This window comes from Pantoea sp. 1B4 (assembly GCF_016925765.1).
Classification (GTDB): Bacteria; Pseudomonadota; Gammaproteobacteria; order Enterobacterales; family Enterobacteriaceae; genus Pantoea; species Pantoea agglomerans.
Genome location: NZ_JAEUWZ010000001.1, coordinates 1,286,481 through 1,311,451, shown reverse-complemented (window position 1 = coordinate 1,311,451; position 24,971 = coordinate 1,286,481). Strand labels below are relative to the sequence as shown.

The following is a 24,971-nucleotide window of genomic DNA, read 5'->3' as shown; positions in this document are numbered from 1 at the left end:
ATGACCAGAACCCGAAAACGCCTTGCTGATACGCTGGTGCCCTGGCTGCTGCCGACGCTGCTGGTCGTGGTGTGGCAGATTGCCTCGCAAACCGGCTGGTTGTCGACCCGTATTCTGCCCGCACCGGAGAAAATTGTGACCACCTTCTGGCAGCTGACCGCCAGTGGTGAGCTCTGGCAACACCTGGCGATCAGTAGCTGGCGGGCGCTGATCGGCTTCAGTATCGGCGGTTCTATCGGCCTGCTGCTCGGGCTGATTACCGGCACCTCCAGAACCGGTGAACGACTGCTGGATACCTCGGTACAGATGCTGCGCAATGTGCCGCATCTGGCGCTGATCCCGCTGGTAATCCTCTGGTTCGGTATTGATGAGTCCGCCAAGATCTTTCTGGTGGCGCTGGGGACGCTGTTCCCGATCTACCTGAATACTTATCACGGCATCCGCAACATCGATCGCGGGCTGGTTGAGATGGCGCGCAGCTATGGCCTTTCCGGCTGGAGCCTGTTTATTCAGGTGATCCTGCCCGGCGCGCTGCCCAATATTATGGTCGGCGTGCGTTTCGCGCTGGGCCTGATGTGGCTGACGCTGATTGTCGCAGAGACCATCTCTGCCAACGCGGGTATCGGCTATCTGGCCATGAACGCGCGTGAATTCCTGCAGACCGATGTGGTGGTGGTCGCCATTATTCTTTACGCCCTGCTCGGCAAACTGGCGGATGTCGCCGCGTTGTTGCTTGAACGTGTCTGGCTGCGCTGGCATCCCGCTTATCAACTGAAGGAGGAGAACGCATGAGCCAGACTCTCTCACCGGCGCGCCTCAACACCGGCACCCCGGTTGGCGTTAACGGCGTCAGCAAACAGTATGGCAGCCGCACCATTCTGAATAAGATTGACCTGCATATTCCCTCCGGTCAGTTTGTGGCGGTGGTGGGTCGCAGCGGCTGTGGCAAAAGCACGCTGCTGCGCCTGCTGGCCGGTCTCGAACAGAGCTCCAGCGGTGAACTGCTGGCAGGCAATGCGCCGCTGCAGTCGGCTCGTGAAGATACCCGCCTGATGTTTCAGGATGCGCGACTGCTGCCGTGGAAAAAAGTGATCGATAACGTCGGACTGGGTCTGCGCGGACGCGAATGGCGCAGCGCAGCGCTGGATGCGCTGGCGGCGGTAGGCCTCGCCGATCGGGCTGATGAGTGGCCAGCCGCCCTCTCCGGCGGCCAGAAACAGCGCGTCGCACTGGCCAGAGCGCTGATCCACCGGCCCGGTTTACTGCTGCTGGATGAACCGCTGGGGGGCGCTGGATGCCCTGACCCGCATTGAAATGCAGGGATTGATTGAGTCACTGTGGCAGCAGCATCACTTTACCGTAATGCTGGTCACGCATGATGTCAGTGAAGCGGTGGTGATGGCAGATCGCGTGTTGTTGATCGAAGAGGGTCAGATCGGGCTGGATCTGCTGGTGGATCTGCCCCGTCCCCGCCGCCGCGGATCGGCGCGGCTGGCCGAGCTGGAAGCAGAGGTACTGGATCGGGTCATGCAGCGTACGGAACGACCGCAGCCGGTTCGTTACGCGCAGCAGCGCTAAAAAAGGGGAGTGTCTCAGACACTCCCCTTTTTTAATTATCAGGCGTTCAGTGCCCGGGTAATTTTCTCGTAGAGGTCGCCAGAAAGTTTATCCAGCTCCAGCAGCTGCTCCAGCGCCTGGCGCATCATCGCCTGACGGCCTTCGTCATAACGTTTCAGGCGAATCAGCGGCTCCACCATCCGTGCCGCAACCTGCGGATTGCGGGTGTTAAGGTCGGTAAGCATCTCCACCAGGAACTTGTACCCGCTGCCATCTTTAGCATGGAAGGCGGCCGGGTTAGCCGAGGCAAAGGCACCCACCAGCGAGCGAACGCGGTTCGGATTACTCATGGTGAAGGAGCGATGATTCAGAAGCTGACGCACATTGCGCATCACGTTAGCGGCCGGACTGGTCGCCTGCAGCACAAACCATTTGTCCATCACCAGACCATCCTGATGCCAGCGCTCATCGTAAGCTGCCAGCAGCGCATCACGGCACGGTAACTGTGCCGCAACAGCAGCAGAAAGCGCCGCCAGCGCATCGGTCATGTTGGTCGCCTGGTGATACTGGGTCTGCACCAGTTTATCCGCCAGCTGCGCATCGCTGAAGGCGAGATAGGTCAGGCAGATATTTTTCAGGCTGCGCTGACCAATCGCGTCATGCTCCACGCGGTATTCAGGCTGCTGATTGGCGTTGTAGATCGCAAAAAACTCATCGGCCAGTTCGCGTGCCAGCGTGCGTTGCAGCGCGTCACGCACCAGCGCAATTGCCTGCGGATCGATAGTATCAAACAGCTCGGCAATCTCATTTTCCGACGGCAGCGTCAGGATCAGCGCGGTCAGCGCCGGGTCGCAGTCGGTATCCAGCAGCACCGCGCGGAAGGCGTCGGCGACATGCAGCGGCAGTGACAGATGCTGGCCCTGCTGATAGCGGGCAACATTCAGACGGATATAGGTCGCCAGCAGGCTCTGAGCCGCATCCCAGCGGGAGAAGTCGTTGCGTGCATGACGCATCAGGAAGGTGAGCTGAGCATCACTCCATTTGTAATCAAGCTTCACCGGGGCAGAGAATTCGCGCAGCAGCGACGGCACTGGCTGGAAGTAGACATTATCGAAAATAAAGGTCTGGAACTCCTCGGTAACATTCAGCACATGATGCACCGGATGACCATTATTCTGCAGCGGGATCACCTTGCCTTCGCCATCGTAGAGTTCAATATCCAGCGGGATATGCAGCGGAAGCTTCTCTTTCTGATCGGCAGTCGCTGGCGTGTGCTGCGTGACGTGCAGCGTATACTGCTCCAGCTCCGGGTTGTAATCGTCGCGCACCGTCAGCACTGGCGTACCGGACTGGCTGTACCAGCGGCGGAACTGCGACAGGTCAACATTCGAGGCATCTTCCATCGCCTGAACAAAATCATCACAGGTGGCGGCGCTGCCGTCGTGACGATCAAAATAGAGCTTCATGCCCTTCTGGAAATTCTCTTCACCCAGCAGGGTGTGCATCATACGGATCACTTCTGACCCTTTTTCATACACCGTCAGGGTATAGAAGTTGTTCATCTCGATGACCTGATCCGGACGGATGGGGTGTGCCATCGGGCTGGCATCTTCGGCGAACTGCGCACCGCGTACGATACGCACGTTATCAATGCGATTCACCGCGCGTGAACCCAGATCAGAGCTGAACTCCTGATCGCGGAACACTGTCAGTCCCTCTTTCAGGCTGAGCTGGAACCAGTCGCGGCAGGTCACGCGGTTACCGGTCCAGTTATGGAAATATTCGTGACCGATAACCGCTTCAATGCCCAGGTAATCTTTGTCCGTCGCCGTTTCCGCTTTAGCCAGCACATATTTGGCATTGAAGACGTTAAGGCCTTTGTTCTCCATGGCGCCCATGTTGAAGAAGTCCACCGCCACGATCATAAAGATGTCGAGGTCATACTCCAGACCGAAACGCTCTTCATCCCACTTCATGCTGTTTTTCAGCGACGTCATCGCCCAGTCGGCACGGTCGAGGTTACCGCGATCGACGAAGATCTCCAGCGCCACATCACGTCCTGAACGGGTAGTGAAGCTGTCGCGCAGCACGTCGAAATCGCCCGCCACCAGCGCAAACAGGTAGCAGGGTTTCGGGAACGGATCCTGCCACTTCACCCAGCTGCGACCCTGCTCATCCCGGCCGCTGTCAATGCGGTTACCGTTGGAGAGCAGGAATGGATAGCGCTCACCATCGGCATAAATGGTGGTGGTAAAGCGCGCCAGCACGTCGGGGCGATCGAGATACCAGGTAATATGACGGAAGCCTTCAGCCTCACATTGGGTGCAGAGCGCCTCGCCCGATTTGTACAGCCCTTCCAGCGCGGTGTTCTGGTCCGGATGAATATCGTTAATAATTTTCAGGGTGAAGCTTTCCGGCAGCTGGCTGATGACCAGTGCGCCCTCTTCTTCACGGAAGGCCGTCCAGGCTTGCCCGTCGACCTCCAGCGCTATCAGCGTTAACGCTTCGCCGTCCAGTCGCAGCTCAGCCTGGCTGTCGCCCAGTCGTTTAACCTGGCTGATGGCCGTTACGCGGGTGGTGGACGCATCCAGTTCAAAAGTTAAATCGATATCGGTGATGGTGTACTCAGGCGCACGGTAGTCGTGGCGATACTTGATTTGGGGCTGTTGCGTCATATTGCGTCTCGCGTTGTTATAAGTTTACCGGCAAAGTCTAAGCTTGTTACTACAAGCTTGCCACGCACAATGCACCTAAAGGGTGAAATGGCTACACTTTGTTAACAATGGCACAGATTGGCCTCGACCCGCCCGTCTGAAATATGCTGTGATCGGCTTCAGATAGTGAATTATACTTTTGCGTCTTTATGACTGTGTACAACACCGGGCTCTGCGCCACCGAACAGGATGCTGAAACGCGCCATGACAGGACATGCTTCCCCGATACTGACCTCGCTGCTGGATACGGACGCCTATAAGCTCCATATGCAGCAGGCCGTTTTCCACCGCTATCATGACATAACGGTGGCGGCGGAGTTTCGCTGCCGCGGCGACGAACTGCTGGGTCTCTACGCTGACGAAATTCGTGACGCGATAACCGCAATGCAACACCTGGCGCTGACTGATGATGAAGCGACCTGGTTGTCTCACCTTCCCTTCTTCCGGCAGGATTACCTCAGCTGGTTACGCCAGTTCCGCTATAACCCGGATCAGGTTGAGGTGCGCAATCATCATGGCAAGCTGGAACTCCGTATTCAGGGGCCGTGGCGAGAAGTGATCATGTGGGAGGTGCCGCTGCTGGCGCTGATCAGTGAGATTGTGCATCGTCATCGCACGCCGCAGGTCACTACTCAGCAGGCACTTGACCACTTACATCAGAAACTCGGCGACTTTAAAGCCCAGGTGGCTGACCTTGATATGTCACGCTTCCGCCTGATGGATTTTGGCACCCGTCGTCGTTATTCGCAGGATGTGCAGCAGTCGATCGTCTCAACGCTGAAACAGGAATTTCCGTGGCTGATTGGCACCAGTAACTATGATCTGGCGCGCCGTCTGTCACTGACGCCGGTGGGAACACAGGCGCATGAGTGGTTCCAGGCCTTCCAGCAGATCAGTCCGGTACTGGCCAACAGCCAGCGCGCTGCGCTGCAGGCGTGGCTGGATGAGTATGACGATAAGCTGGGCATCGCCCTGACCGATTGCATCGCTATGGACGCATTCCTGCGCGATTTCGGCCCGGTGTTTGCCCGCCGCTACCAGGGACTGCGCCACGACTCCGGCGATCCGGTCGAATGGGGCGAGAAAGCCCTCGCCCACTACCAGAAGCTGGGTATCGATCCGCAAAGCAAACACCTGGTCTTTTCTGACAACTTAAATCTCGACAAAGCGCTAGCGCTTTACCGCCACTTTGGCCAGCGAACTAACGTGGTGTTCGGCATCGGTACCCGCCTCACCTGCGATATTCCGGGCGTGACGCCACTTAACATCGTTATCAAACTGGTGCAGTGCAATGGCAAGCCGGTGGCGAAACTCTCAGACAGCCCGGGCAAAACTATCTGCCAGGATAAAGCCTTTGTCAGAGCCCTGCGTAAAGCTTTTGATCTGCCGCTGGTGAAAAAAGCGAGTTAATCCTCTTCTTATCGGGGCGTTGATACGCCCCGCCTCTGCTGTAATAAATCTGCTTTCCCCCCTGAATTTTGCTTGTTTCCTGAAGACTCGCAAGTAACATAGCAAAACCCCGGATGGGGCAACTTTTTTACTCACTTCTTCTATATAGAGAGATATTTATGAGCGTAGTGCCTGTAGCGGACGTACTGCACGGTCGCGTCGCGGTTGACAGTGAAGTCACCGTACGTGGTTGGGTGCGTACCCGAAGAGATTCCAAAGCCGGTCTTTCCTTCATCGCTGTCTATGACGGCTCCTGCTTTAATCCCGTTCAGGCTGTCGTCAATAATTCTCTGAATAATTATCAGGATGAAGTGCTGCGTCTGACCACGGGCTGTTCCGTTATCGTCACCGGTAAAGTGGTGGCCTCGCCGGGTCAGGGCCAGGCGTTTGAGATTCAGGCGACCAGCCTTGAAGTCGTGGGCTGGGTGGAAGATCCCGATAGCTACCCGATGGCGGCGAAACGCCACAGTATCGAGTATCTGCGCGAAGTGGCTCACCTGCGTCCGCGCACCAACCTGATTGGCGCGGTCGCCCGCGTTCGCCACACCCTGGCGCAGGCGCTGCATCGCTTCTTCCATGAAAATGGCTATTTCTGGGTCTCGACGCCGCTGATTACCGCCTCCGATACCGAAGGTGCCGGCGAAATGTTCCGTGTCTCTACGCTGGATATGGAAAACCTGCCGCGTAACGATCAGGGCAAAGTTGACTTCAGCGAAGATTTCTTTGGTAAAGAGGCGTTCCTGACCGTTTCAGGTCAGCTGAATGGCGAAACCTATGCCAGTGCCCTGTCGAAGATCTACACCTTCGGTCCGACGTTCCGCGCAGAGAACTCCAACACCAGCCGCCATCTGGCGGAATTCTGGATGCTGGAGCCGGAAATCGCCTTTGCCTCACTGGATGATGCCGCTGCACTGGCCGAATCAATGCTGAAGTATGTTTTCAACGCGGTGCTGGAAGAGCGTGCCGATGACATGGCCTTCTTTGCTGAGCGGGTAGATAAAGAGGCGGTTGAGCGTCTGCAGCGTTTCATCACCACCGATTTCGCGCAGGTGGATTACACCGATGCGGTTGAGATCCTGATGAACTGCGGTCAGACCTTCGAAAACCCGGTCTCATGGGGTATTGACCTCTCCTCTGAACATGAGCGTTACCTGGCCGAGAAACACTTTAAAGCGCCGGTGGTGGTGAAAAACTATCCGAAAGACATTAAAGCGTTCTATATGCGCCTGAATGACGATGGCAAAACCGTGGCGGCGATGGATGTTCTGGCGCCAGGCATTGGTGAGATCATTGGCGGTTCACAGCGTGAAGAACGTCTGGATGTCCTGGATGCGCGTCTGGAAGAGATGGGTCTGAATAAAGAAGATTACTGGTGGTATCGTGACCTGCGTCGCTACGGTACCGTGCCACATTCTGGCTTTGGATTAGGCTTTGAACGTTTGATCGCCTATGTCACCGGCGTACAAAATGTCAGGGACGTAATCCCCTTCCCGCGCACCCCACGCAACGCGAGTTTCTGATATTCGGCATTAAATATAAGAAATTCATATATATAACGAGGTCGGCACTGCCGGCCTTTTTTTATTTTTGTAAATTTTGAGTTCTCTCACAAAGTTCCGTGTTTTTTTACATTTTGTAATACATATTTTCTTACTGAAACAAGATTACGAGTTTAGTAGCATTTAAGCGCTAGAATTACGGCGGGTGGGATGGAAAGATGCGTGCAGACACAGGAAGACACCAAACTTCGTTCAGGGTTCTGTAAAGATTTCCTGACGGCAGTGGCAGGTGTACAAATAACTCCAATGAGGGTAATGAATAATGATGAAGCGCAATATTCTTGCAGTGGTTATCCCTGCTCTGTTAGTAGCTGGCGCAGCAAACGCTGCAGAAATCTATAACAAAGACGGCAACAAACTGGACCTGTACGGTAAAGTGGATGCGCGTCACCAATTCTCTGATAGCGCTGGTGATGATGGCGATGAGTCTTATGTGCGCTTCGGCTTCAAAGGCGAAACCCAGATTAATGACCAGCTGACCGGTTACGGCCAGTGGGAATACAACGTTCAGGCGAACAACTCTGAAGGTTCTGACGCACAAGACGGCAACAAAACCCGTCTGGGCTTTGCCGGTCTGAAATTCGGCGATGCAGGTTCAATCGACTACGGCCGTAACTACGGTCTGGTTTACGATGCAATCGGCTGGACCGATATGCTGCCAGTATTTGGTGGTGACTGGGGTAACTCAGATAACTTCATGAACGGTCGTAGCGGCGGCCTGCTGACCTACCGCAACACCAACTTCTTCGGTCTGGTTGATGGCTGGGACTTTGCTGCTCAGTATCAGGGTAAAAACGATCGTGACGGTAACAGCGACGGTGTGCGTCGTTCTAACGGCGACGGCTACGCGTTCTCAACTTCTTACACCTCACCAATCGGTGTAGGCATCGTTGGTGCATACAGCAGCAGCGACCGTACTAATGCACAGGCAGCGGGTACTACTGACGCGAACGGTAACGTAATCGGTCAGGGCAAACGTGCAGAGAACTGGGCAACTGCGCTGAAATATGATGCGAACAACGTTTACCTGGCGGCAATGTATGGCGAAGGCCGTAACTCTTCATTTTATGACGCTACCGTACCTAACACCGCCGCTGGCGCTCTCCCTGGCTCAACCACTAATGGCACTGCCTATGTTAACAAAAGCCAGACTATTGAGTTAGTTGCTCAGTATCAGTTTGACTTCGGTCTGCGTCCATCCATCGCATACGTGCAGCAGAAAGGCAAAGATATTGAAGGCGTGGGCGATGCTGACCTGTACAAATACATCGATGTTGGCGCGACTTACTACTTCAACAAAAACATGTCTACCTATGTTGATTACAAAATCAACCAGCTGGATGACGACAACGCACTGGGTATGAACTCAGACGACGTGGTTGGTGTAGGCCTGGTTTACCAGTTCTAATCCTGCTTCGAACATGTTGAAAAACGGGGCTACGGTCCCGTTTTTTTATGGCTGTTATTCACCAGAACTCTGTTTCCTCACGCCCTTCTACTCCGCTAAAACGTCTTTACTTCCCCGTCGCGCAATCCGCACCGCAAAATGTATGAATTTGTCTCGCAAACGGTTGGCATTTGCCTGGCCGGACGCTAACCTGAGAGCTCTCTTGCTTAAGTTCACGCTAATGGACCTGACACATGTTTGAATCGATCTCTGCTGCACCCGCCGATCCTATTCTTGGGCTGGCCGATCTGTTTCGTGCTGACGACCGCCCGGAAAAAATCAATCTGGGCATTGGCGTCTATAAAGACGAAACCGGCAAGACCCCGGTGCTGACCAGTGTTAAAAAAGCTGAGCAATATCTGCTGGAAAATGAAACCACCAAAAACTATCTCAGTATTGATGGTCTGGCTGATTTTGCCCGTTGCACACAGGCCCTGCTGTTCGGCAACCAGAGCCCGCTAATCACCGCTGGCCGCGCTCGCACGGCTCAGACACCGGGTGGTACAGGCGCGCTACGCGTTGCAGCCGATTTCCTCGCCACGCAAACATCGGTGAAGCGGGTCTGGATCAGCAATCCAAGCTGGCCGAATCACAACAACGTGTTTAACGCTGCCGGTCTTGAGGTCTGTGAATACCACTATTACGACCCGGCAAACCATACGCTGGATTTCGATGGCATGGTCGCGTCACTGAAACAGGTTCAGCCAGGCGATGTGGTGCTGTTCCACGGCTGCTGCCATAACCCGACCGGTATCGACCCGACCGCTGAGCAGTGGCAACAGCTGGCGGAGCTGTCACAGGCCAACGGCTGGCTGCCGTTGTTTGACTTCGCTTACCAGGGTTTTGCCCGTGGTCTGGAGGAAGATGCAGAAGGCCTGCGTATTTTTGCCGCCTCGCATCAGGAACTGATCGTCGCCAGCTCTTACTCCAAGAATTTCGGCCTGTATAACGAGCGTGTTGGTGCCATCACGCTGGTTGCCGCCGAAGCAAGCGTGGCTGATACCGCGTTCAGTCAGGTGAAGTACACCATTCGCGCGAACTACTCCAATCCGCCGGCACATGGCGCCGCCATCGTCGCCACCATTCTGGGCAACGATACCCTGCGTACCATCTGGGAGCAGGAGCTGTCGGACATGCGCCAGCGTATTCAGCGCATGCGCCAGCTCTTCGTAAACACGCTGGCGGAAAAAGGCGCACAGCGCGACTTCAGCTTTATTATTAAGCAGAACGGCATGTTCTCGTTCAGTGGCTTAACCAAAGAGCAGGTCATTCGCCTGCGTGAAGAGTTTGGCGTTTACGCGGTGAACTCAGGTCGGGTGAATGTGGCGGGCATGACGCCAGACAATATGTCGGCGCTGTGCGAAGCGATTGTCGCCGTGCTGTAAGCAGGATGACCGAATTGAAAAATGGGCCTGCTGGCCCATTTTTTATTGCAGGAAAGGATTGCTGATGCGTTCATGCCCCAGCGTAGAAATCGGGCCGTGACCGGGCAGAAAAGTGACATCATCGCCCAGCGGCAGCAGTTTCGTGCGGATAGCCTCGATTAACTGCTGATGATCGCCCTGTGGGAAGTCTGTGCGTCCCACACCACCATTAAAAATCACATCGCCTGAGATCAATAACCGTCCCGGACGATCAAAAAACACCACGTGGCCAGGCGAATGGCCCGGACAGTGCAGGACTTCCAGCGTGGTCAGCCCTACCTGTACGCTCTCCCCCTCTTCCAGCCAGCGATCGGGGGTAAAAGGCGCGCACTCATCAAGTCCGAACATCCGGCTCTGGGTAGGCAGCGCCTCCAGCCAGAATGCATCACGCTTTTGTGGTCCGACAATCGGAATATGCCAGAAGGCAGCCAGCTCAACGGCGGCCCCGACGTGATCAAGGTGTCCATGAGTCAGCAGAATCCGGGAAGGTTTAAGTCTGAGCTGTTCCAGCGTCTCTTTGATCAGATCGGCATCGCCGCCTGGATCGACCAGCGCGGCTTCACGAGTGGACTCGCACCAGATAACTGAACAGTTCTGGGCAAACGCGGTAACAGGAATAATGTGGTAATTCATAACGCTCCATGACCGGCTCACGCAGCGTTGCCGGTGTCATTACCAGTGCCTGATCGGCCCGGTATCAATATGTACAAAGTTACTGCGGGGATAATATCCTACACCACCCGCACGCAGAGATAACGCCGCTTTGCGTACATTAGCCAGAGAAACTCCTTCGATATGGAAATCCATTGCCTGGCCTTTGGTGTGATAGCTGTGCTTTGCCACCCCAGGACCGCTCTCACGTAACATGTTGTTGGTTGCCAGTGAACGGTAGCCCGAAACCAGCTGTATCGGTTTACGCATTCCCAGCAGCGCCTGCAGGCGGAAGATTTGATCAAACAGGTGCGGATCGATGCTTTTCACTTTATTGGCGCGATAGTCACGGAAAAAGTGATTTAATCGTGACAACTCATCCTTGTCGTAACTCTTACCATTAAAAAACTCAGTTTTAAGGGTTTCACCGGTATGAAGATTATTAAGCATCAATACACGCGGGCGAGAGGTAGAAAGCGAAGCCCTTGCAGAAGCGGGTAATAATGCCAGACCGGCGGCGGCGCTACCGCACAGCAGTAGTTTGCGACGAAAAGAATCAATAGTAGACATGTAACGATTTACCTGAGAGTGAAGCCATAGAAATGTGCAAAAAGCGCACAGCCCGAACCATAACTTTCTCTCAGTAGAGCGTCAACCCATCTGCAACCTGTTTGCGTGGCGATCCCTGCAGGAATCGCCATTTGATAACATTTTTCTGAATAACCGGCCCGCCGCTAACGATTTAAAATCAATCACTAGAGCAGCAATTGCTCAGCCCGACTCAAAGCCTGACTGCCCGAACGCGCGGTGTCATCATAATTGTAAATATCTGTGCGGAACTGTGGTTTGCCATCATCAGCGACCCACGCCGTCAGATAATAGAGATTGACCGGAATACGATGGCGAATGGGCACGTAGCGGGTGTCACCCTCTTTTAACGTACTGGAGATGCGGGCATCGTTCCAGCCCGCGTCCTGCAGTAATAAGCCCGCCAGTTCGGACGCTTTATTTACCCGGACGCAGCCTGAGCTGAGCGCGCGGATATCCCGCTGGAACAGGTTGTGGTTCGGCGTGTCGTGCAGATAGATCGCATCTGAGCTGGGCATATTAAATTTATAGCGGCCCAGCGCATTCGCCACACCCGGTGCCTGAATCAACCGATAGGGGAACGATGAAGCGGTGACCATGCGCCAGTCGATCATGCTGGGGTCGATCACTTCAGCGTCAGCGCTCCAGCCCGACAGCAGGGTATAGCCATGCTTATAGAGATAGGTCGGATCCTGCTTCACTTTAGGAATGATATCTTTACGCACCAGCGTGGTTGGCACATTCCACGGCGGGTTCAGCACCACATTATTGAGCGCGCTGCGCATCAACGGCGTTTTGCGATCCGGACGCCCGACGATGACCCGTGATGAGAGGATCTTGTTGCCGTTGTTGTAATAAATCAGCGAGTAGTTGGCGATGTTCACCATTATGCCGTTGTGCATATCGTCCGGCAGCAGGCGCAGTCGCTGAATGTTCAGCGCCAGCAACGAAGCACGCATCTGCGGAGAGACGTTAAGCCACTGCCGCGTTCTGGCACCGATAGCACCGTCGCCATCCAGTCCCTGCCACTGCTGGAAACGCTTCACACCCGCCACCAGCGTCTCGTCATAGACATTGGCGGTGTTCCCTTCCAGCGTCTGACTCTGAACGTTACCCGGCGATTGCAGTGAAGGCGCAGACAGATCGGTGACTGGCGCGGCAGAAGGGCTGACCGCAACCGGCTGGTCGCTGTGGGTCACTGGTGAGGCGGCCACCGGCACCGCATCGTCATCCGGTGCAGGTGCATTAACCTGCGCCGTTAACATGCCGCTGCGCTGCAGGATTTCACGCAACGCCGGCACATCGTCACTGACCTGTCCCGGACGCAGCGTTTCACTGCTCTTCAGCTGCGGCCAGGGCTGCTTATCACCTAGCAGGGTTTTCAGCGCGGCGTGCATCGGCTGATACTGCGGGTGCTGCGGCTGCAGTGACGCAATAAACGTGTTGCCCGATCCTGCATTGACCGCGTTCTGCCACTGATTCACGACCGCCACCGACGGCTGTGTCAGCCGGTAGGGAACATTGCTGTAAAGCCAGGTTTCACCCTGCGTCGGCACATTCGAAACAAATTGCAGATAGCCCAGCATCGCATCGGACAGCGCGACATCCCGGGCAAAGCCGGTGATCGCCGGGTTTGTCAGACGCTCAATCCAGCGCGTGAACTGTGGCTGAACACCAGAAAGCGCCACTTCAGCCAGCTGCTGCTGAAATTTTTGTATCGCCTGGGGATCCTGCCAGAGCGGTTGCATATGGCGGGATGCATAGAGCGTCGCCAGCGGTGCCAGATAAAACGGCTGATCGGCGCTGGAAAACGCCTGCCGGATGCGTTGCTGACTTTCGGAAACGGAGATAGCCGCCTGCGTTGTCCCGGGCAAAGCGGCGATGACAGCGGCCTGCGGTAGCGTAAATGGAACAACGGTTAGCGCCAGCGCTAACAATGATAGAACGCGATGATGATTTAATTTTTTTTACCAGCAACATCCCTGCCCCCTTGTTTTTCAACTTCGCAGTGTTCCCTGTATCCACTGCGACCGCGCCGTGACTCATCATGTGAGTATACAAACAAAAACGGCATTTGCCTCATGCGACAAATGCCGTAACCAGATTAACGAATGGTTCAGTTTTTGACTACGTTTCCGCCTGCGAATTTTCAGCGGTTAAATCGGGCAGCGCATCTGCGTCGCTTCCCGCCCGCACCGGCGAAGGATCGGCAGCAAAACCACGCAGACCAACCACATGCACATGCTCGGTGTTATTAAACACCTTACGCACCAGTTTGTAGGTCGTGCCTTTTTCCGGACTGATATTCTCCGGCGCTGCAATCACCAGCTGCATCTCCAGTCGCTCACAGAGTTCAAACAGCGTGGCGATGGAACGGGCATCAAGACGGGCCGCTTCATCAAGGAACAGCAGTCGGCATGGCGAAATATCTTTGCCGCGCAGACGACGGGACTCTTCTTCCCAGCTCTGCACCACCATCACCAGAATGGACATACCGGTACCGATCGCTTCACCGGTTGAGAGCGCCCCGCTCTCTGCGCGCAGCCAGCCATCGGAACCGCGGTTGACTTCCACTTCCATCTCCAGATAGTTGCGGTAGTCCAGCAGCTCCTCACCGATGGTCTGCGGCGTACGCTGCCCCATGTCGATATGCGGATTAAGACGCTGGTAGAGCTTCGCCAGCGCCTCCGAGAAGGTCAGGCGATTGCTGTTAAAGAGATCCTGATGCTGCTCGTGCTCTTCCGACAGCGTATCCAGCAGCATGGCGTGGGTTTCACGCACGTTCACGTTGAGCCGCACGCTGCGTACCTGACCAAAGCTGACGGTCTGCAGGCCCTGGTTGAGCTGGCGGATACGGTTCTGTTCACGCTGGATCGTTTTACGGATGATGTTGGCCGCACTGCGCGAACTGATTGCCAGCATCTGCTCACGCGCCGTCAGCTCTTCCGTCAGACGGTTCAGTTCGATTTCCATCTGCTCAATTGCTTCGACCGGATCGTCAGTCCGAATAATATCCTGACGAATACGCTCGCGCAGATGCTGATAAACCGCAATAAAGAACTGAATTTTACGTTCCGGACGTTTTGGATCTTCCGACAGTCGCAGCACGTCGCGCAGATGTTCGTTGTCCGCCACCGCCAGACGCAGCGCACCCAGCGCTTTATCCGACATAGAGCGCAGCTCATCGCCGCTCAGGTAGGCCAGTTCACGGCGATGCAGACGACGCTCAACGCCATTCTCTTTCACCAGACGCAGTACGGTACACCAGCCCGCTTTGGCGCTGACCACCTGCTCACGCACCTGATGATACTGACGCTCCAGCTGACGCAGTCGCTTCTGCAGGTTATCCATCTCCGCTTCGCAGAAGGTAAGCTGTTTCTCCAGCTGATTGCGGCGGGCGCGGTTATGACTCAGTGCCGTGTAGAGCTCGTCACGGCGAACGCGCGCGCGTTCTTCCGCGCTGCTGTCAGCCTGGACGCCAATGTCCTGCATCTCCTGCTGCAGCTCTTTCAGCATGTCGCGCTTGGCATCATAGGCGCTTTTCAGCGAGGCCAGCACCTGGGAGTATTGCGTCAGCTGCGCCTGATGTTCACGCAGGCGATCACGACTGCGGCTGCGTTCGCCCTCAGCCTGCTCCAGACGCTGACGCAGCTTATCGCTGAGGTCGTTGTTGCCGTTGAGCATGCTGGCCGAGTCGTCGTAGCTGAAGTGGGCGCGACGCTGCACCACTTCTGTCAGGGCAAAGGCCTGCTGACGGGCGTTGCGCTGCTGCTGCTGCGCCTGCTGATAATCCGCCTGTAACTGCTCATGCTGTTCAGGATCGCTCTGCAGCACGGCGATGATCGGTTCCAGTTTCGCCAGCTTAGCGCCATGCTGATGCAGGAAGCGCGCCGCTTCCTGTGCCGCATCGACCTGCTCGCGGATCTCTTCGCAGCGATCGCCCAGCGTCTCATCCAGCAGCAGATTGACGCGTGGCAGCAGCCGGTTTAACTGTGATACGCCCTCTTTGGCCAGCTCATACTGCTGACGCTGCTGCTGATTGTTGCTCTCATGCTGATTCAGCGCGCGCTCCAGCTCACCCCGGCGTGCGCCGAGCTGACGGATCTGCGCTTCCGGATCGGCGTCAAAGGCGACGGCCAGATGACTGCCGATAAAGCGGCTGAATGACTGATGCAGACGCTGCGTTTTCTGCACGTCGAACGACAGCGTGGCGTAGCGTTCGGCCAGCTTATCGCGCTCAAGGTGCAGCAGCTCTAGCTGATTCTCACGCGCCGCGCGGCCAAACAGCGGAATTTTCGGGAAGCGGGAGTAGCGCCACTGACGCTCTGCCACCTTCACCACCACCGCATTCTGCAGTTCATCGACGCTGAAGACGCTGTCATCGAACGACTGCGGATCACCCTCGATCAGGTAGAGATCTTCCGGACACTCTTCCAGACCATCCAGCAACTCACGAACGCGCGAGAGATCCGGCACCACAATCGCATGACGCGACGGACCGTAGAGCGCCGAGAAGTAAGGCGCATCATCCAGCGTCACATCATCGTAAATCTCTGACAGCAACACGCCGCCAAAACGTTCGGCAAGCTGGGTCAGGCGCGCATCTTCCGCACCGCCTGGCTGGCTAAGACGTTCAATCTGCCGCTCGATATCACGTTTTTGAGCGGCCACTTCGTCGCGCTCGACGGTGGTTTCACGCTCACGCTCCAGCAGCTGCTGCATATATTCGGTCACGTCCTGGCTGCTGTTCAGCGCCTGGCCGGTCTGTTCGCTGAGCTGAGTCAGGATCTCCTGCGCCGCCAGCCAGTGTGGCGCACGGGCGGTCAGGCTGGTGATGCGTTCGCGCAGCTGCTCCAGCTCCTGGCGCATCATCATGCGCTGCTCACCGGCGTCGGAGACGCTGCTGTTCAGCTGTTCAATCTGTGCTTCAAGCTCCTGCTGCAGGCCTGCCAGCGCATCCGCTTCATAATGCTGCCCCTGACGCTTGCAGAATTCCGCCAGCAGGCGCTCCGCCTCATGCTGTTCGCGCAGACGCTGTTCCAGCTCATTGAGACGCAGACGCAGCGAAGAGAGCTGTTCGGCGTGATGACGCTGGTTGCTGGCATCACGCAGCAGTTCGCGGCCGGTTTGCCAGGCGTCCTGACGGGTCACGTCACCGGCAATGCTGGTCACCAGCGCCAGCGCCTGTTCAAACTGACTGTGCGCCGCTTCCGCTACGCTCAGCTTCTGCTCCAGGCGCAGCAACCGTTCTGTCGCCTCTTCCTCTTTGGCCTGGAAGCTTTCCTGCCATTCAGCCGCATTTTCAATGCTCAGATCGGGTAATTGGCAGAGCGTGCGGGCGCGTTCCAGCGCCTGCAATGCCTGCTGATACTGGATAGCGCGGGTTTGCTGCACGTCGAGCGCCTGCTGGAAATCGGCCAGCTGGCTTTTCAGCTCATCTACTTCCAGCTCAGCCGCTTCGGCCCGCGCTTCATTCTCTTCCTGAATTTCACGCGCTTCGGCGACCACTTCGGTCTGCTCTTCCAGCCGCAGCGTCAGATCTTCGATATCCGCATCGTAGCGCTCAATCTTCTCCTGCTGACGCATCGCCGTCTGTACCAGGTTCAGGTGATCGCTGGCGGCCTGATAATCGACTTCTAGATCGTTTTCTGCACCACTGTGCTCGGCCAGTTCGCGCGCCATCTCAACATGACGATACTGCTCGGTGGTGAGCTGCTTGCGGCTGCTGAACAGCTCGTTGCGCAGCTGTAACGCGCTGTCGAGATGTCCCCGACGCTCGTTGGCGTGGCGCATATAGTCAGCCGAAACGTAGCTGGTCGCCTCGGAGATCAGATGCTTGAAGAGATCGCGGTCAGACTGGGTAACGCGGATCGCCTCCAGCGTCATGCGGTTCTCGCGCAGCGCGGCTTCCATATCCTGGAACGCTTTGCGCACGCCACTGTTTTCTGGCAGCAGGTAATCACGCAGCGATCGGGTGATGGCGCTGGAGATACCGCCATACAGCGAGGCTTCAATCAGACGATAAAACTTGCTGCGATCGCTGGCAGAGCGCAGACGACGCGGCACCACACCAAGATCAAACAGCATGGCGTGATAATCGGTGACTGAGTTATAGGCGCGGAACTGCACGCCTTCCTGCGCCTCAACCCGCTCTTTGACTTCGTTCAGCGGTAATACGCGAGCCTGACGGCTGTTGAGCACTTCCGTCAGCATATCGGTTGGGTTGGTGTCGGTGGGCAGGCCATGGATACTGAATGGCTTAATATCGACCTTTTTATCGCGTCCGGCGACCTGTTGCAGACGGACACCGACCACGACTCGCTGATGGCGTGAGTTCACCACATCCAGCATGGAGTAGCAGACGCCAGCCCGCAGTTTACCGTGCAGACCCTTGTCACGAGATCCTGATGTCGCGCCCGCTTCGGTGGTATTACGGAAGTGCAGCAGCGTTAAATCGGGGATCAGCGCGGTGACAAATGCCGCCATCGTGGTGGACTTACCCGCACCGTTACCGCCTGACAGCGTGGTCACTAATTCATCGAGATCAAAAGTACGGGCAAAAAAGCCGTTCCAGTTGATCAGCGTAAGCGAACGAAACTTTCCGCGCTCAATCATGCCTGTTCTTCCTCTGCGTTCTCACTCGCGTCGCCTTCCTGCCCTTCACCGTCATCGGTGTCGACCGGTGCTGTCGCGTTTTCCAGTAGCATGGCCTCGCCATCACGAATCAGACGAAGCTGCGCTTCACGGGCATCATCACCGCCGCGCACGTCGGCACCAAAGCGGAACACCGATTCCGTGATGCGGAACTTGCTGCTGTCGTTGCCGAAAAACCACACCATGCCAAGGCGACGCAGACGACTCAGAGAGGCGCGCACTTTCTCCTGCAGTTTGGTGCGATCCAGATCCGAACCGGTTGAGCGCTGGTTGACCAGCTTCAGCAGGCGGTTCTCATCGGCCAGAGAGAGCAGTTCGTCGTACAGCTCCTGCTGGGTGAAGATACCTTCATTGGCCAGTCGTTCCGGGCTGAGATAGAGATAGCAGAGAATCTTCCCGACCATCATGTCCAGCTCAGAGAGCACGGAACGCGGAATCAGCGTGGTTGAACGCGGACGCAGATAGAAAAAGCCTTCCGGCGCACGGATTAACTCAACGTTATAGCGGCTGTAAAACTCTTCGAGAAACGACTGGTAGTCCATCAGAAAAGCGTGATTATCCAGCTCTTCGATACCGATATGGCGTCCGGCGCGTAACTGGCTGTCCAGCGCGGGAAAAATCGGGTTGGCCAGTGCCTGTGCCAGCTTAACCGGCATCACTTGTTCAATATTTGTCGATGACATGTGCCTGCACCTTGGCTCCGTAATCATTGATGGCTTGCCATTCCACAGGCAAACCGGCTAAATCAGCTTCCGCTACGCCAAGGCGCACCGCCTGATCCACCACAATGCGCGCCAGATCGAAATGGCGGGCTCGGGGATACTGGGCCAGGTAGTCGCGCATCACTGACGCGAGGTTGAGCGGTTTTTGTTGCGATTTGTAGACCTGCAGCGCTTCTTCAATCATCGCTGCCAGCTGTTCGCGGATTTCGTTAATCTCCTCGTACTCCATCTCCGGCGGCAGTTCGCCCATCACTTCGTCGTTACGCAGCGTCAGCGCCTCATCACGCATGTCATACAGGCGGTCGGCGTTGGCATAGGTCAGCGCCCAGGGCGCGTCGAAGTAATTCTGCACCGATACCCGCAGGCGCTGCGCAAAGACGCGGTTTTTATCCATGTCGATGGCGGTACGAATGAATTTATGGACGTGGCGGTCATAGCCGATCCAGAGGTCAATCGCCTGCTGGCCCCAGCTGGTAATACGGTCGAGTTTGCTTTGCAGATCAAACACCAGCTTATCGACGAAGCCCAGATCGGGACTGTCCAGCGTGGCATCCTGAATGCGCAGCAGATTTTCCTGAAGTTTGTCGCCCGCGGCTTCAAGCGTATCCTGCAGTTCACGCAGCGTTCCTGAGGTTTCAGAAAGCAGCATTTCACAGCTGGAGATGGCCGCGCGCCAGTCTTTGTTCAGCAGTTCGGCGATATCATTTTTAACCGCCTGCTGCTGTTCATCCATCAGACGCTGGGTCATATCGATGCTGTCAAAGATCTCCGCCACGGAATATTTCAGCGGCGCGAAAACATTGCGGTGCCAGTGAAACTCATCGCCATTTTCCTGCGCGGCATCGGCTGCCCGCTTAAGCTCATTGGCCACAATCGACAGCTGCATCGACAGGCGCAGGGTCGAGAACTCACGCTGACGGATGTAATAGTCAGTGATGCCGATCGCCAGCGGCGTCAGGCGATAGATGGCATTGCCTTCCGTGATTTCGCTGGTAAAACGGTTGAGCAGGCGCTGTCGCACCATGTCGTTGATGGCGTTGTTGGCACGAACCAACACGGTTTCATGGGTTTGTTCGAAAGCTTTACTGACGTGACGGAAAGCATCAATCAGATCGCCTTCGCTCATTTCGCCATCCATCCGCTCACCGTTGAGGGTGGCGATAGCCAGCAAAAAAGGCCAGACGTTCCACTGGCAGCGCAAGGGAAAAGTCATTTTTGCGCGCCCAGGAGACCAGTTCAGGTACCGTCTGGGAAAATTCACTCATAATTCGTCCTTCTGCCCGGGTTTACGCGCGGTCACGTGGATGTAGCGCCCTAAGCTCAAAAAGGGTTCCTGACGGCAGTAACGCCGCTCCATCTCAATAATTTCGTCGTCGCTTTTTGGCTCGCCCTTCGGCGGCTTCATGTAGTCACTGAACACCCGGATCCCGGCACGCTGCTCAATCATAAAGCCACACGCCTCCAGCCAGCGATAGACCTGCTCGGGGTCGCGCGGATAGTCAGGCGACAGCGTTCGCTTTTTGCGTTTAGTCAGGTTGGTGCGCAGATAGCCGAAGTTACCCAGCGTTAAGGTGCGCAATGTCAGGCCGTGCAGATTGTAAAACATCAGCGACATGACGCCCCCCCGGACGCAGCAGATCGAACAGCGCTTTCAGCACCTTCTCCGGTTCAGCGACCCACTCAAGCACAGCGTGGAACAATACCAGATCCACCGGCTTATCCAAATGTTCACCCACCTGCTGAGCGCTAATTTGTCTGAATTGCATGTTGTGGCTCACACCCTGCGCCGCCGCATTTTCCCCGGCCCGGCGCAGCATCTCGCTGGAAAGGTCGCACAGCAGAACCTGATGGCCCTGCGCAGCAAGCCCGCTGGAGACCTGGCCGACACCGCCGCCAGCATCCAGCACCGATAGCGGGTGCGGTGACAGACCGGGCAGAATCTTCTCCAGCTCATCCCAGAGAATGGCCTGGCGTATCTTCCCTTTAGTGGTGCCGTAAATATTTTGCGAAAATTTATCCGCGAGATCGTCAAAGTTACGATCCTGCATGGCATGCGCTCCGGTATGCTGCGGTGAGACTTGTGCTATTTTGTCACAGGCACCAGAAGAATGAACCTTTCATCCCCATCTTCCCTTCCGGGTGCTCTATTTTCGGACAACAGGACTCTTTTTTTGATGTTATTTACCCTTAAAAAAGTTATCGGCGGGCTGCTTTTACCCCTGCCGTTTCTGCTTTTGCTGATGGCGCTTGGCATTTTACTGCTTTGGTTTACTGGCTGGCAGAAAAGCGGCAAAACCGTGATCTCCGTCAGCTGGCTGTTACTGCTGCTGCTGAGCCTGCAACCGCTGGCCGATCGTCTGCTTTTGCCGCTGGATAGCCGCTATCCGACCTGGAACGGATCAGAGAAGGTGGACTACATTGTGGTGCTGGGTGGAGGCTACACCTTTAACCCGGCGTGGGCACCCAGCTCAAACCTGCTGAATAACAGTCTGCCGCGCGTGGCAGAAGGCGTTCGTCAGTGGCAGCGGAATCCGCAGTCGACGCTGATTTTTACCGGCGCAGCGGGCGGCACCAATCCAAAGAGTAGCGCCTGGGTAGCGTCACAGGTGGCGGAAAGTCTGGGCGTTCCCCGCGAACATATTCAGATTCTCGACCAGCCCCGCGACACCGCGGATGAAGCGCAGGCGGTCAAAACCGTGGTGGGCGATCGCCCGTTTCTGCTGGTCACATCCGCGAATCATATGCCGCGCGCAATACGCTTTTTCCACGCGATCGGGTTGAAGCCAATGGCCGCTCCCGCGAATCAGCTGGCGATTACGTCACCGCTGAATGGATGGGAGCGGGCGATACCCTCATCGATCTGGCTGAGTCACAGCGAACGTGCGGTCTACGAAACGCTTGGCACACTATTGCAACGGCTGAAAGGCGAGGAGTCGGACTCAGCCGAGCCAGGGAAGTAATTGCGCGCGTGCATGGTCAAAACGCGGACGATTAAACGTGCCGGTCTGTACCAGATGCTCAATGCAGTCCCACAGTTGATAAACCCACCGACGCCAGACAAAACCCTCTGAAACCGGCGCCCGTTGCAGGTAATTGTGCAGCAGCGCCGTTTCTGCAGGCGAGGTATCCAGATGGATAAGATCGTATTCACGGGGTGCCCAGAGGATGGTGCCCGGCTGTGTCATCGCGATTAACTGGTCACTGCGGCTATCTTTCAGCATGCTCTGCAGCTGAACGTTGCCGTGAACCATCACGCAGGGATCGTCGAAGCCGCGAAACAGATGCGCCAGTCGTGCCCGGCAGCGAAACAGAATCTGACGATCTTCCAGCGTAAAGGCTGGAGGACGCAGATAGCTCAGGGTCGCCCATAGCACCTCAACCCGTTGTGCATACCAGGCGGGCCAGCTGTTCTGCTGCGTGCTGTCCACCGTACCGACCAGGCCATGGCTGTCGAGCCGGTGCCAGGCCAGCACTCCCTCGACCACCTGTTCGCAAAACTGTTGCCAGCGCTGAGCATCCCGCGCAGGCGCTTCCGCCGTTACGCCATTCAGTCGCGCCAGCAGGAGCATTTCATGCACCGGCGGCTGCTGGCTCATCACCAGACCATAGACCGCTGGCACGGCGATCAGTCCGGCCTGGCCCAGCAGCGCCAGCTTTCTGGCTTCCATCGCCGCCCGGCCCTGATGACGAAAATATTTCGCCACCACCGGCATGGGGCGCCCGTCCCGATCGTATAACGCATAAAGCCGGGTGGGTGGATGTTCACTGATCATTTCGAGGCGGCTGATGGTTTCACCCAGCGCCAGCGTGAGTTCCGATTTAAGCTGTTCCATGCGGCATCCTCCTCAGATGAGTATCACAATATCCTGAAGGAAGTGTTGGAGATAAGTTTAGCGGCGGATCAAGAACGTTGCGCTGAAACGGGGAGACAGGCTCCCCGCTTGTCAGGCCTGCATGGCATCACGAACGCGTTGCAAATCGTCTGGCGTATCCACACCCACACTGGGAATGGTTTTCGCGACGGCGACATGAATTTTTTCGCCGTACCATAAAACACGCAGTTGCTCGAGCAGCTCAATCTGTTCCAGAGGACAAGGCGCCCAGGCGACATAGCGGCGTATAAAACCAGCACGGTAAGCGTAGATGCCAATGTGGCGCAGCAGCGTATCACCGATCTGCTCGCGCGATGCGGCGTACCGTTCACGATCCCAGGGTATGGTCGCCCGTGAAAAATAGAGCGCGTAGCCATTCACATCCATGACGACTTTCACCGCATTCGGGTTAAAAGCTTCTTCCACATCGGTGATCGGCACCGCCAGCGTCGCCATCCCGGCCGCCGACCCCGCCAGATTGGTCGCCACCTGACGCACAATCTCGGCCGGAATCATCGGCTCATCGCCCTGCACGTTTACGATGATTTCATCATCGGCAAACTGATATTTTTCGATCACTTCCGCCAGTCGCTCAGTGCCAGACTGGTGATCGGCGCGCGTCATGCAGACTTCGCCGCCTGCCGCTTCCACTGCCTGCGCCACGTCGGGATGATCGGTGGCAACAATGACCCGGCTGGCACCCGATTCACGGGCCCGCTCCATTACATGCACGACCATCGGTTTACCGTGGATATCGAGCAGCGGCTTGCCGGGTAAGCGGGTTGACGCATAACGCGCAGGAATGATAGCGGTGAAACTCATGGATGAATCTCTTCAACTGACAGCGTGCGGGCTTCGGTTTCCAGCAGCACCGGAATGCCGTCCCGGACCGGGAAGGCCAGGCCATCAGGTTTGCAGATCAGCTCCTGTTGAGCATTGTTGAAGTAGAGTTTGCCATTGCAAACCGGGCAGGCAACGATTTCGAGTAAACGATGATCCATATGTCCTCCATCAGGGACCGAATGCTTAAGGATTCAAGCATACCATAGCGCGGCGCGTGCGGGATGGGGTAAAACGCCATCCCGCAGCGGCTGCCGCAAAATTGATTAATCCAGCGTCCACAGGGCTGGCCACTGATCGTTAAGCGCGTCGGGTGCCTGCAGGATAGCGACACTTTCAGCACCCTGCCACGTCGCGAAGCGTTCGATAGCACGCCGGATATCCAGCAAAAATCGTGCCGTAACGCGGGTCTTCTCCTCCAGCCAGATATTTTTAATCTCCAGCTGTTTTGCCTGACGCAGCATGCGGGCATCCAGCCGCCCTTTTATCTGGCCGCGATGGAGGATGGGCAAAACAAAATAGCCAAATTTGCGTTTTTCCTCTGGGGTATAGCACTCAATACGGTAGTCAAAATTGAACAGCTCACGCGCACGCTTGCGATCCCAGACCACCGGATCAAACGGTGACAGCAGCGCGCTGTGCGTCGCCTGCAGCGGCGTATCCAGCAACGGCACGTAGTCACGATGCAGCCACATCTCACCTAGTCCCTCTGTATTGACGGCGACCAGATCGCCCGCAGCCTGGGCATCAGCGATAAAGTCGTTCACGGGTGCCCGCTTCAGGCGGTAGTAATCCGCCAGCCAGGCCGCGCGGAAAATCCCTAAGCTGCGGGCGCTGTTCATCAGCATCTGACGGGTCGCCTCCGCTTCACTGATGCCATGTATCGCATCCTGCCAGTCAGGCATTACGCGGCTGCGCAGATCGTAGAAGCGCTGAAAATTACGGCGTTCGGTGACCATCAGCTCACCAGCGCTGAAGAGATTTTCCAGATGACGTTTGTGCGGTTTCCATGCCCACCAGCCTGACTTCGGGTTATCGGCATGGGTAAAATCGGCGGCGCGTACCGGGCCGTTGTCTCTGATCTGCTGCAGTAATTCGGCAATAGCCTGCTGGTGCTCAGCGACCCATTGCGCATTGTATTTCCAGCCCAGACGTTCCGGCGACAGCATGCGATGACGAAGAAGTCTGTAATCGGCACGGGGAATAAAGCAGGCTTCGTGCGCCCAGTACTCAAAGAGTTCGCCCTGTGCCAGAGCCTGTTCCAGCCATGCCTGAGGATAGTTCCCCAGGCGACTGAACAGCACCAGATACGGACTGCGGGCCACCACATGAATGGTATCGATTTGCAGCAGCGACATGCGGGAAATGCAGTTAATCAGATCCTGATAAACAGCGCGTTTTGCCGGAGCTCGTAGCAGGCCCTGCGCGGCGAGATGAAGGTGGCGTGCTTGCTGTAACGAAAGTGAATGCGTACTGTTCATCCTCTTCCTTATC

The 24,971-nt window shown here is 56.4% G+C and carries 16 protein-coding genes and 3 pseudogenes; 7 read left to right on the top strand and 12 right to left on the bottom strand.

Going from position 1 to position 24,971, the window contains the following annotated elements; translation table 11 throughout:
* Both ssuC and ssuB read left to right on the top strand, forming a co-directional pair.
* Complete coding sequence (ssuC, locus tag JNO11_RS06300) at positions 1-792, top strand: aliphatic sulfonate ABC transporter permease SsuC (protein ID WP_010254987.1); 792 nt, start codon at positions 1-3, stop codon at positions 790-792.
* Positions 789-1,578: pseudogene (ssuB, locus tag JNO11_RS06295) on the top strand (aliphatic sulfonates ABC transporter ATP-binding protein). The gene ssuC and the pseudogene ssuB overlap by 4 nt, the downstream one beginning before the upstream one ends.
* Before the next feature lie 38 nt (positions 1,579-1,616).
* Here the strand turns inward: ssuB and pepN are convergent.
* Complete coding sequence (pepN, locus tag JNO11_RS06290) at positions 1,617-4,232, bottom strand: aminopeptidase N (RefSeq protein ID WP_033766848.1); 2,616 nt, start codon at positions 4,230-4,232, stop codon at positions 1,617-1,619.
* 243 nt (positions 4,233-4,475) lie between these two features.
* On the opposite strand from pepN, the gene pncB reads away from it, so the two are divergent.
* The 4 genes from pncB (at position 4,476) to JNO11_RS06270 (ending at position 10,111) form a co-directional block, all read left to right on the top strand.
* On the top strand, positions 4,476-5,681 hold the full coding sequence (gene pncB, locus JNO11_RS06285) for a nicotinate phosphoribosyltransferase (RefSeq protein ID WP_010669771.1): 1,206 nt from the start codon (positions 4,476-4,478) through the stop codon (positions 5,679-5,681).
* Positions 5,682-5,839: 158 nt separating this feature from the next.
* A complete protein-coding gene (asnS, locus tag JNO11_RS06280; RefSeq protein WP_010254981.1) occupies positions 5,840-7,240 on the top strand; it encodes an asparagine--tRNA ligase in 1,401 nt (466 codons plus the stop codon).
* 301 nt (positions 7,241-7,541) lie between these two features.
* Positions 7,542-8,687, top strand: a complete 1,146-nt coding sequence (gene ompF / locus JNO11_RS06275; protein WP_033779477.1) for a porin OmpF — start codon at positions 7,542-7,544, stop codon at positions 8,685-8,687.
* Positions 8,688-8,920: 233 nt separating this feature from the next.
* Positions 8,921-10,111, top strand: coding sequence for an amino acid aminotransferase (locus tag JNO11_RS06270; RefSeq protein WP_111533586.1), 1,191 nt, complete (start codon positions 8,921-8,923; stop codon positions 10,109-10,111).
* 42 nt (positions 10,112-10,153) lie between these two features.
* Here JNO11_RS06270 and JNO11_RS06265 read toward each other — a convergent pair whose 3' ends face one another.
* From JNO11_RS06265 to cmoM, 7 genes and pseudogenes are all read right to left on the bottom strand, one after another.
* Entirely contained in the window at positions 10,154-10,783 is a 630-nt protein-coding gene (locus tag JNO11_RS06265; protein ID WP_325177080.1) for an MBL fold metallo-hydrolase, read from the bottom strand.
* A gap of 39 nt (positions 10,784-10,822) precedes the next feature.
* Complete coding sequence (locus JNO11_RS06260; RefSeq protein WP_010254972.1) at positions 10,823-11,371, bottom strand: YcbK family protein; 549 nt, start codon at positions 11,369-11,371, stop codon at positions 10,823-10,825.
* Positions 11,372-11,556: 185 nt separating this feature from the next.
* Positions 11,557-13,326, bottom strand: a complete 1,770-nt coding sequence (ldtD, locus tag JNO11_RS06255) for a L,D-transpeptidase (protein ID WP_325177079.1) — start codon at positions 13,324-13,326, stop codon at positions 11,557-11,559.
* A 190-nt stretch (positions 13,327-13,516) separates the two neighbouring features.
* Positions 13,517-18,004: a chromosome partition protein MukB gene (gene mukB / locus JNO11_RS06250; protein ID WP_325177078.1), complete on the bottom strand. Its 4,488-nt coding sequence runs from the start codon at positions 18,002-18,004 to the stop codon at positions 13,517-13,519.
* Positions 18,001-18,726, bottom strand: a complete 726-nt coding sequence (gene mukE, locus JNO11_RS06245; RefSeq protein ID WP_010669765.1) for a chromosome partition protein MukE — start codon at positions 18,724-18,726, stop codon at positions 18,001-18,003. Before mukE ends, mukB begins: the two co-directional genes overlap by 4 nt.
* Positions 18,707-20,030, bottom strand: a pseudogene (gene mukF / locus JNO11_RS06240) (chromosome partition protein MukF). Before mukF ends, mukE begins: the two are co-directional and overlap by 20 nt.
* Positions 20,027-20,813: pseudogene (gene cmoM / locus JNO11_RS06235) on the bottom strand (tRNA uridine 5-oxyacetic acid(34) methyltransferase CmoM). Before cmoM ends, mukF begins: the two co-directional pseudogenes overlap by 4 nt.
* Positions 20,814-20,939: 126 nt before the next feature.
* Between cmoM and elyC the strand changes: the two are divergent.
* Complete coding sequence (elyC, locus tag JNO11_RS06230) at positions 20,940-21,725, top strand: envelope biogenesis factor ElyC (RefSeq protein ID WP_307380448.1); 786 nt, start codon at positions 20,940-20,942, stop codon at positions 21,723-21,725.
* On the opposite strand, the gene JNO11_RS06225 is transcribed toward elyC, so the two are convergent.
* The 4 genes from JNO11_RS06225 to JNO11_RS06210 all read right to left on the bottom strand — a co-directional run bounded on the left by JNO11_RS06225 (position 21,705) and on the right by JNO11_RS06210 (position 24,958).
* Positions 21,705-22,598: a fructosamine kinase family protein gene (locus JNO11_RS06225; RefSeq protein ID WP_158149433.1), complete on the bottom strand. Its 894-nt coding sequence runs from the start codon at positions 22,596-22,598 to the stop codon at positions 21,705-21,707. The genes elyC and JNO11_RS06225 overlap by 21 nt on opposite strands.
* Before the next feature lie 111 nt (positions 22,599-22,709).
* Entirely contained in the window at positions 22,710-23,459 is a 750-nt protein-coding gene (gene kdsB, locus JNO11_RS06220; protein ID WP_010254955.1) for a 3-deoxy-manno-octulosonate cytidylyltransferase, read from the bottom strand.
* Complete coding sequence (locus tag JNO11_RS06215) at positions 23,456-23,638, bottom strand: Trm112 family protein (protein ID WP_003849374.1); 183 nt, start codon at positions 23,636-23,638, stop codon at positions 23,456-23,458. Before JNO11_RS06215 ends, kdsB begins: the two co-directional genes overlap by 4 nt.
* A gap of 105 nt (positions 23,639-23,743) precedes the next feature.
* Positions 23,744-24,958: a winged helix-turn-helix domain-containing protein gene (locus tag JNO11_RS06210; RefSeq protein ID WP_325177077.1), complete on the bottom strand. Its 1,215-nt coding sequence runs from the start codon at positions 24,956-24,958 to the stop codon at positions 23,744-23,746.
* Positions 24,959-24,971: the final 13 nt, after the last annotated feature.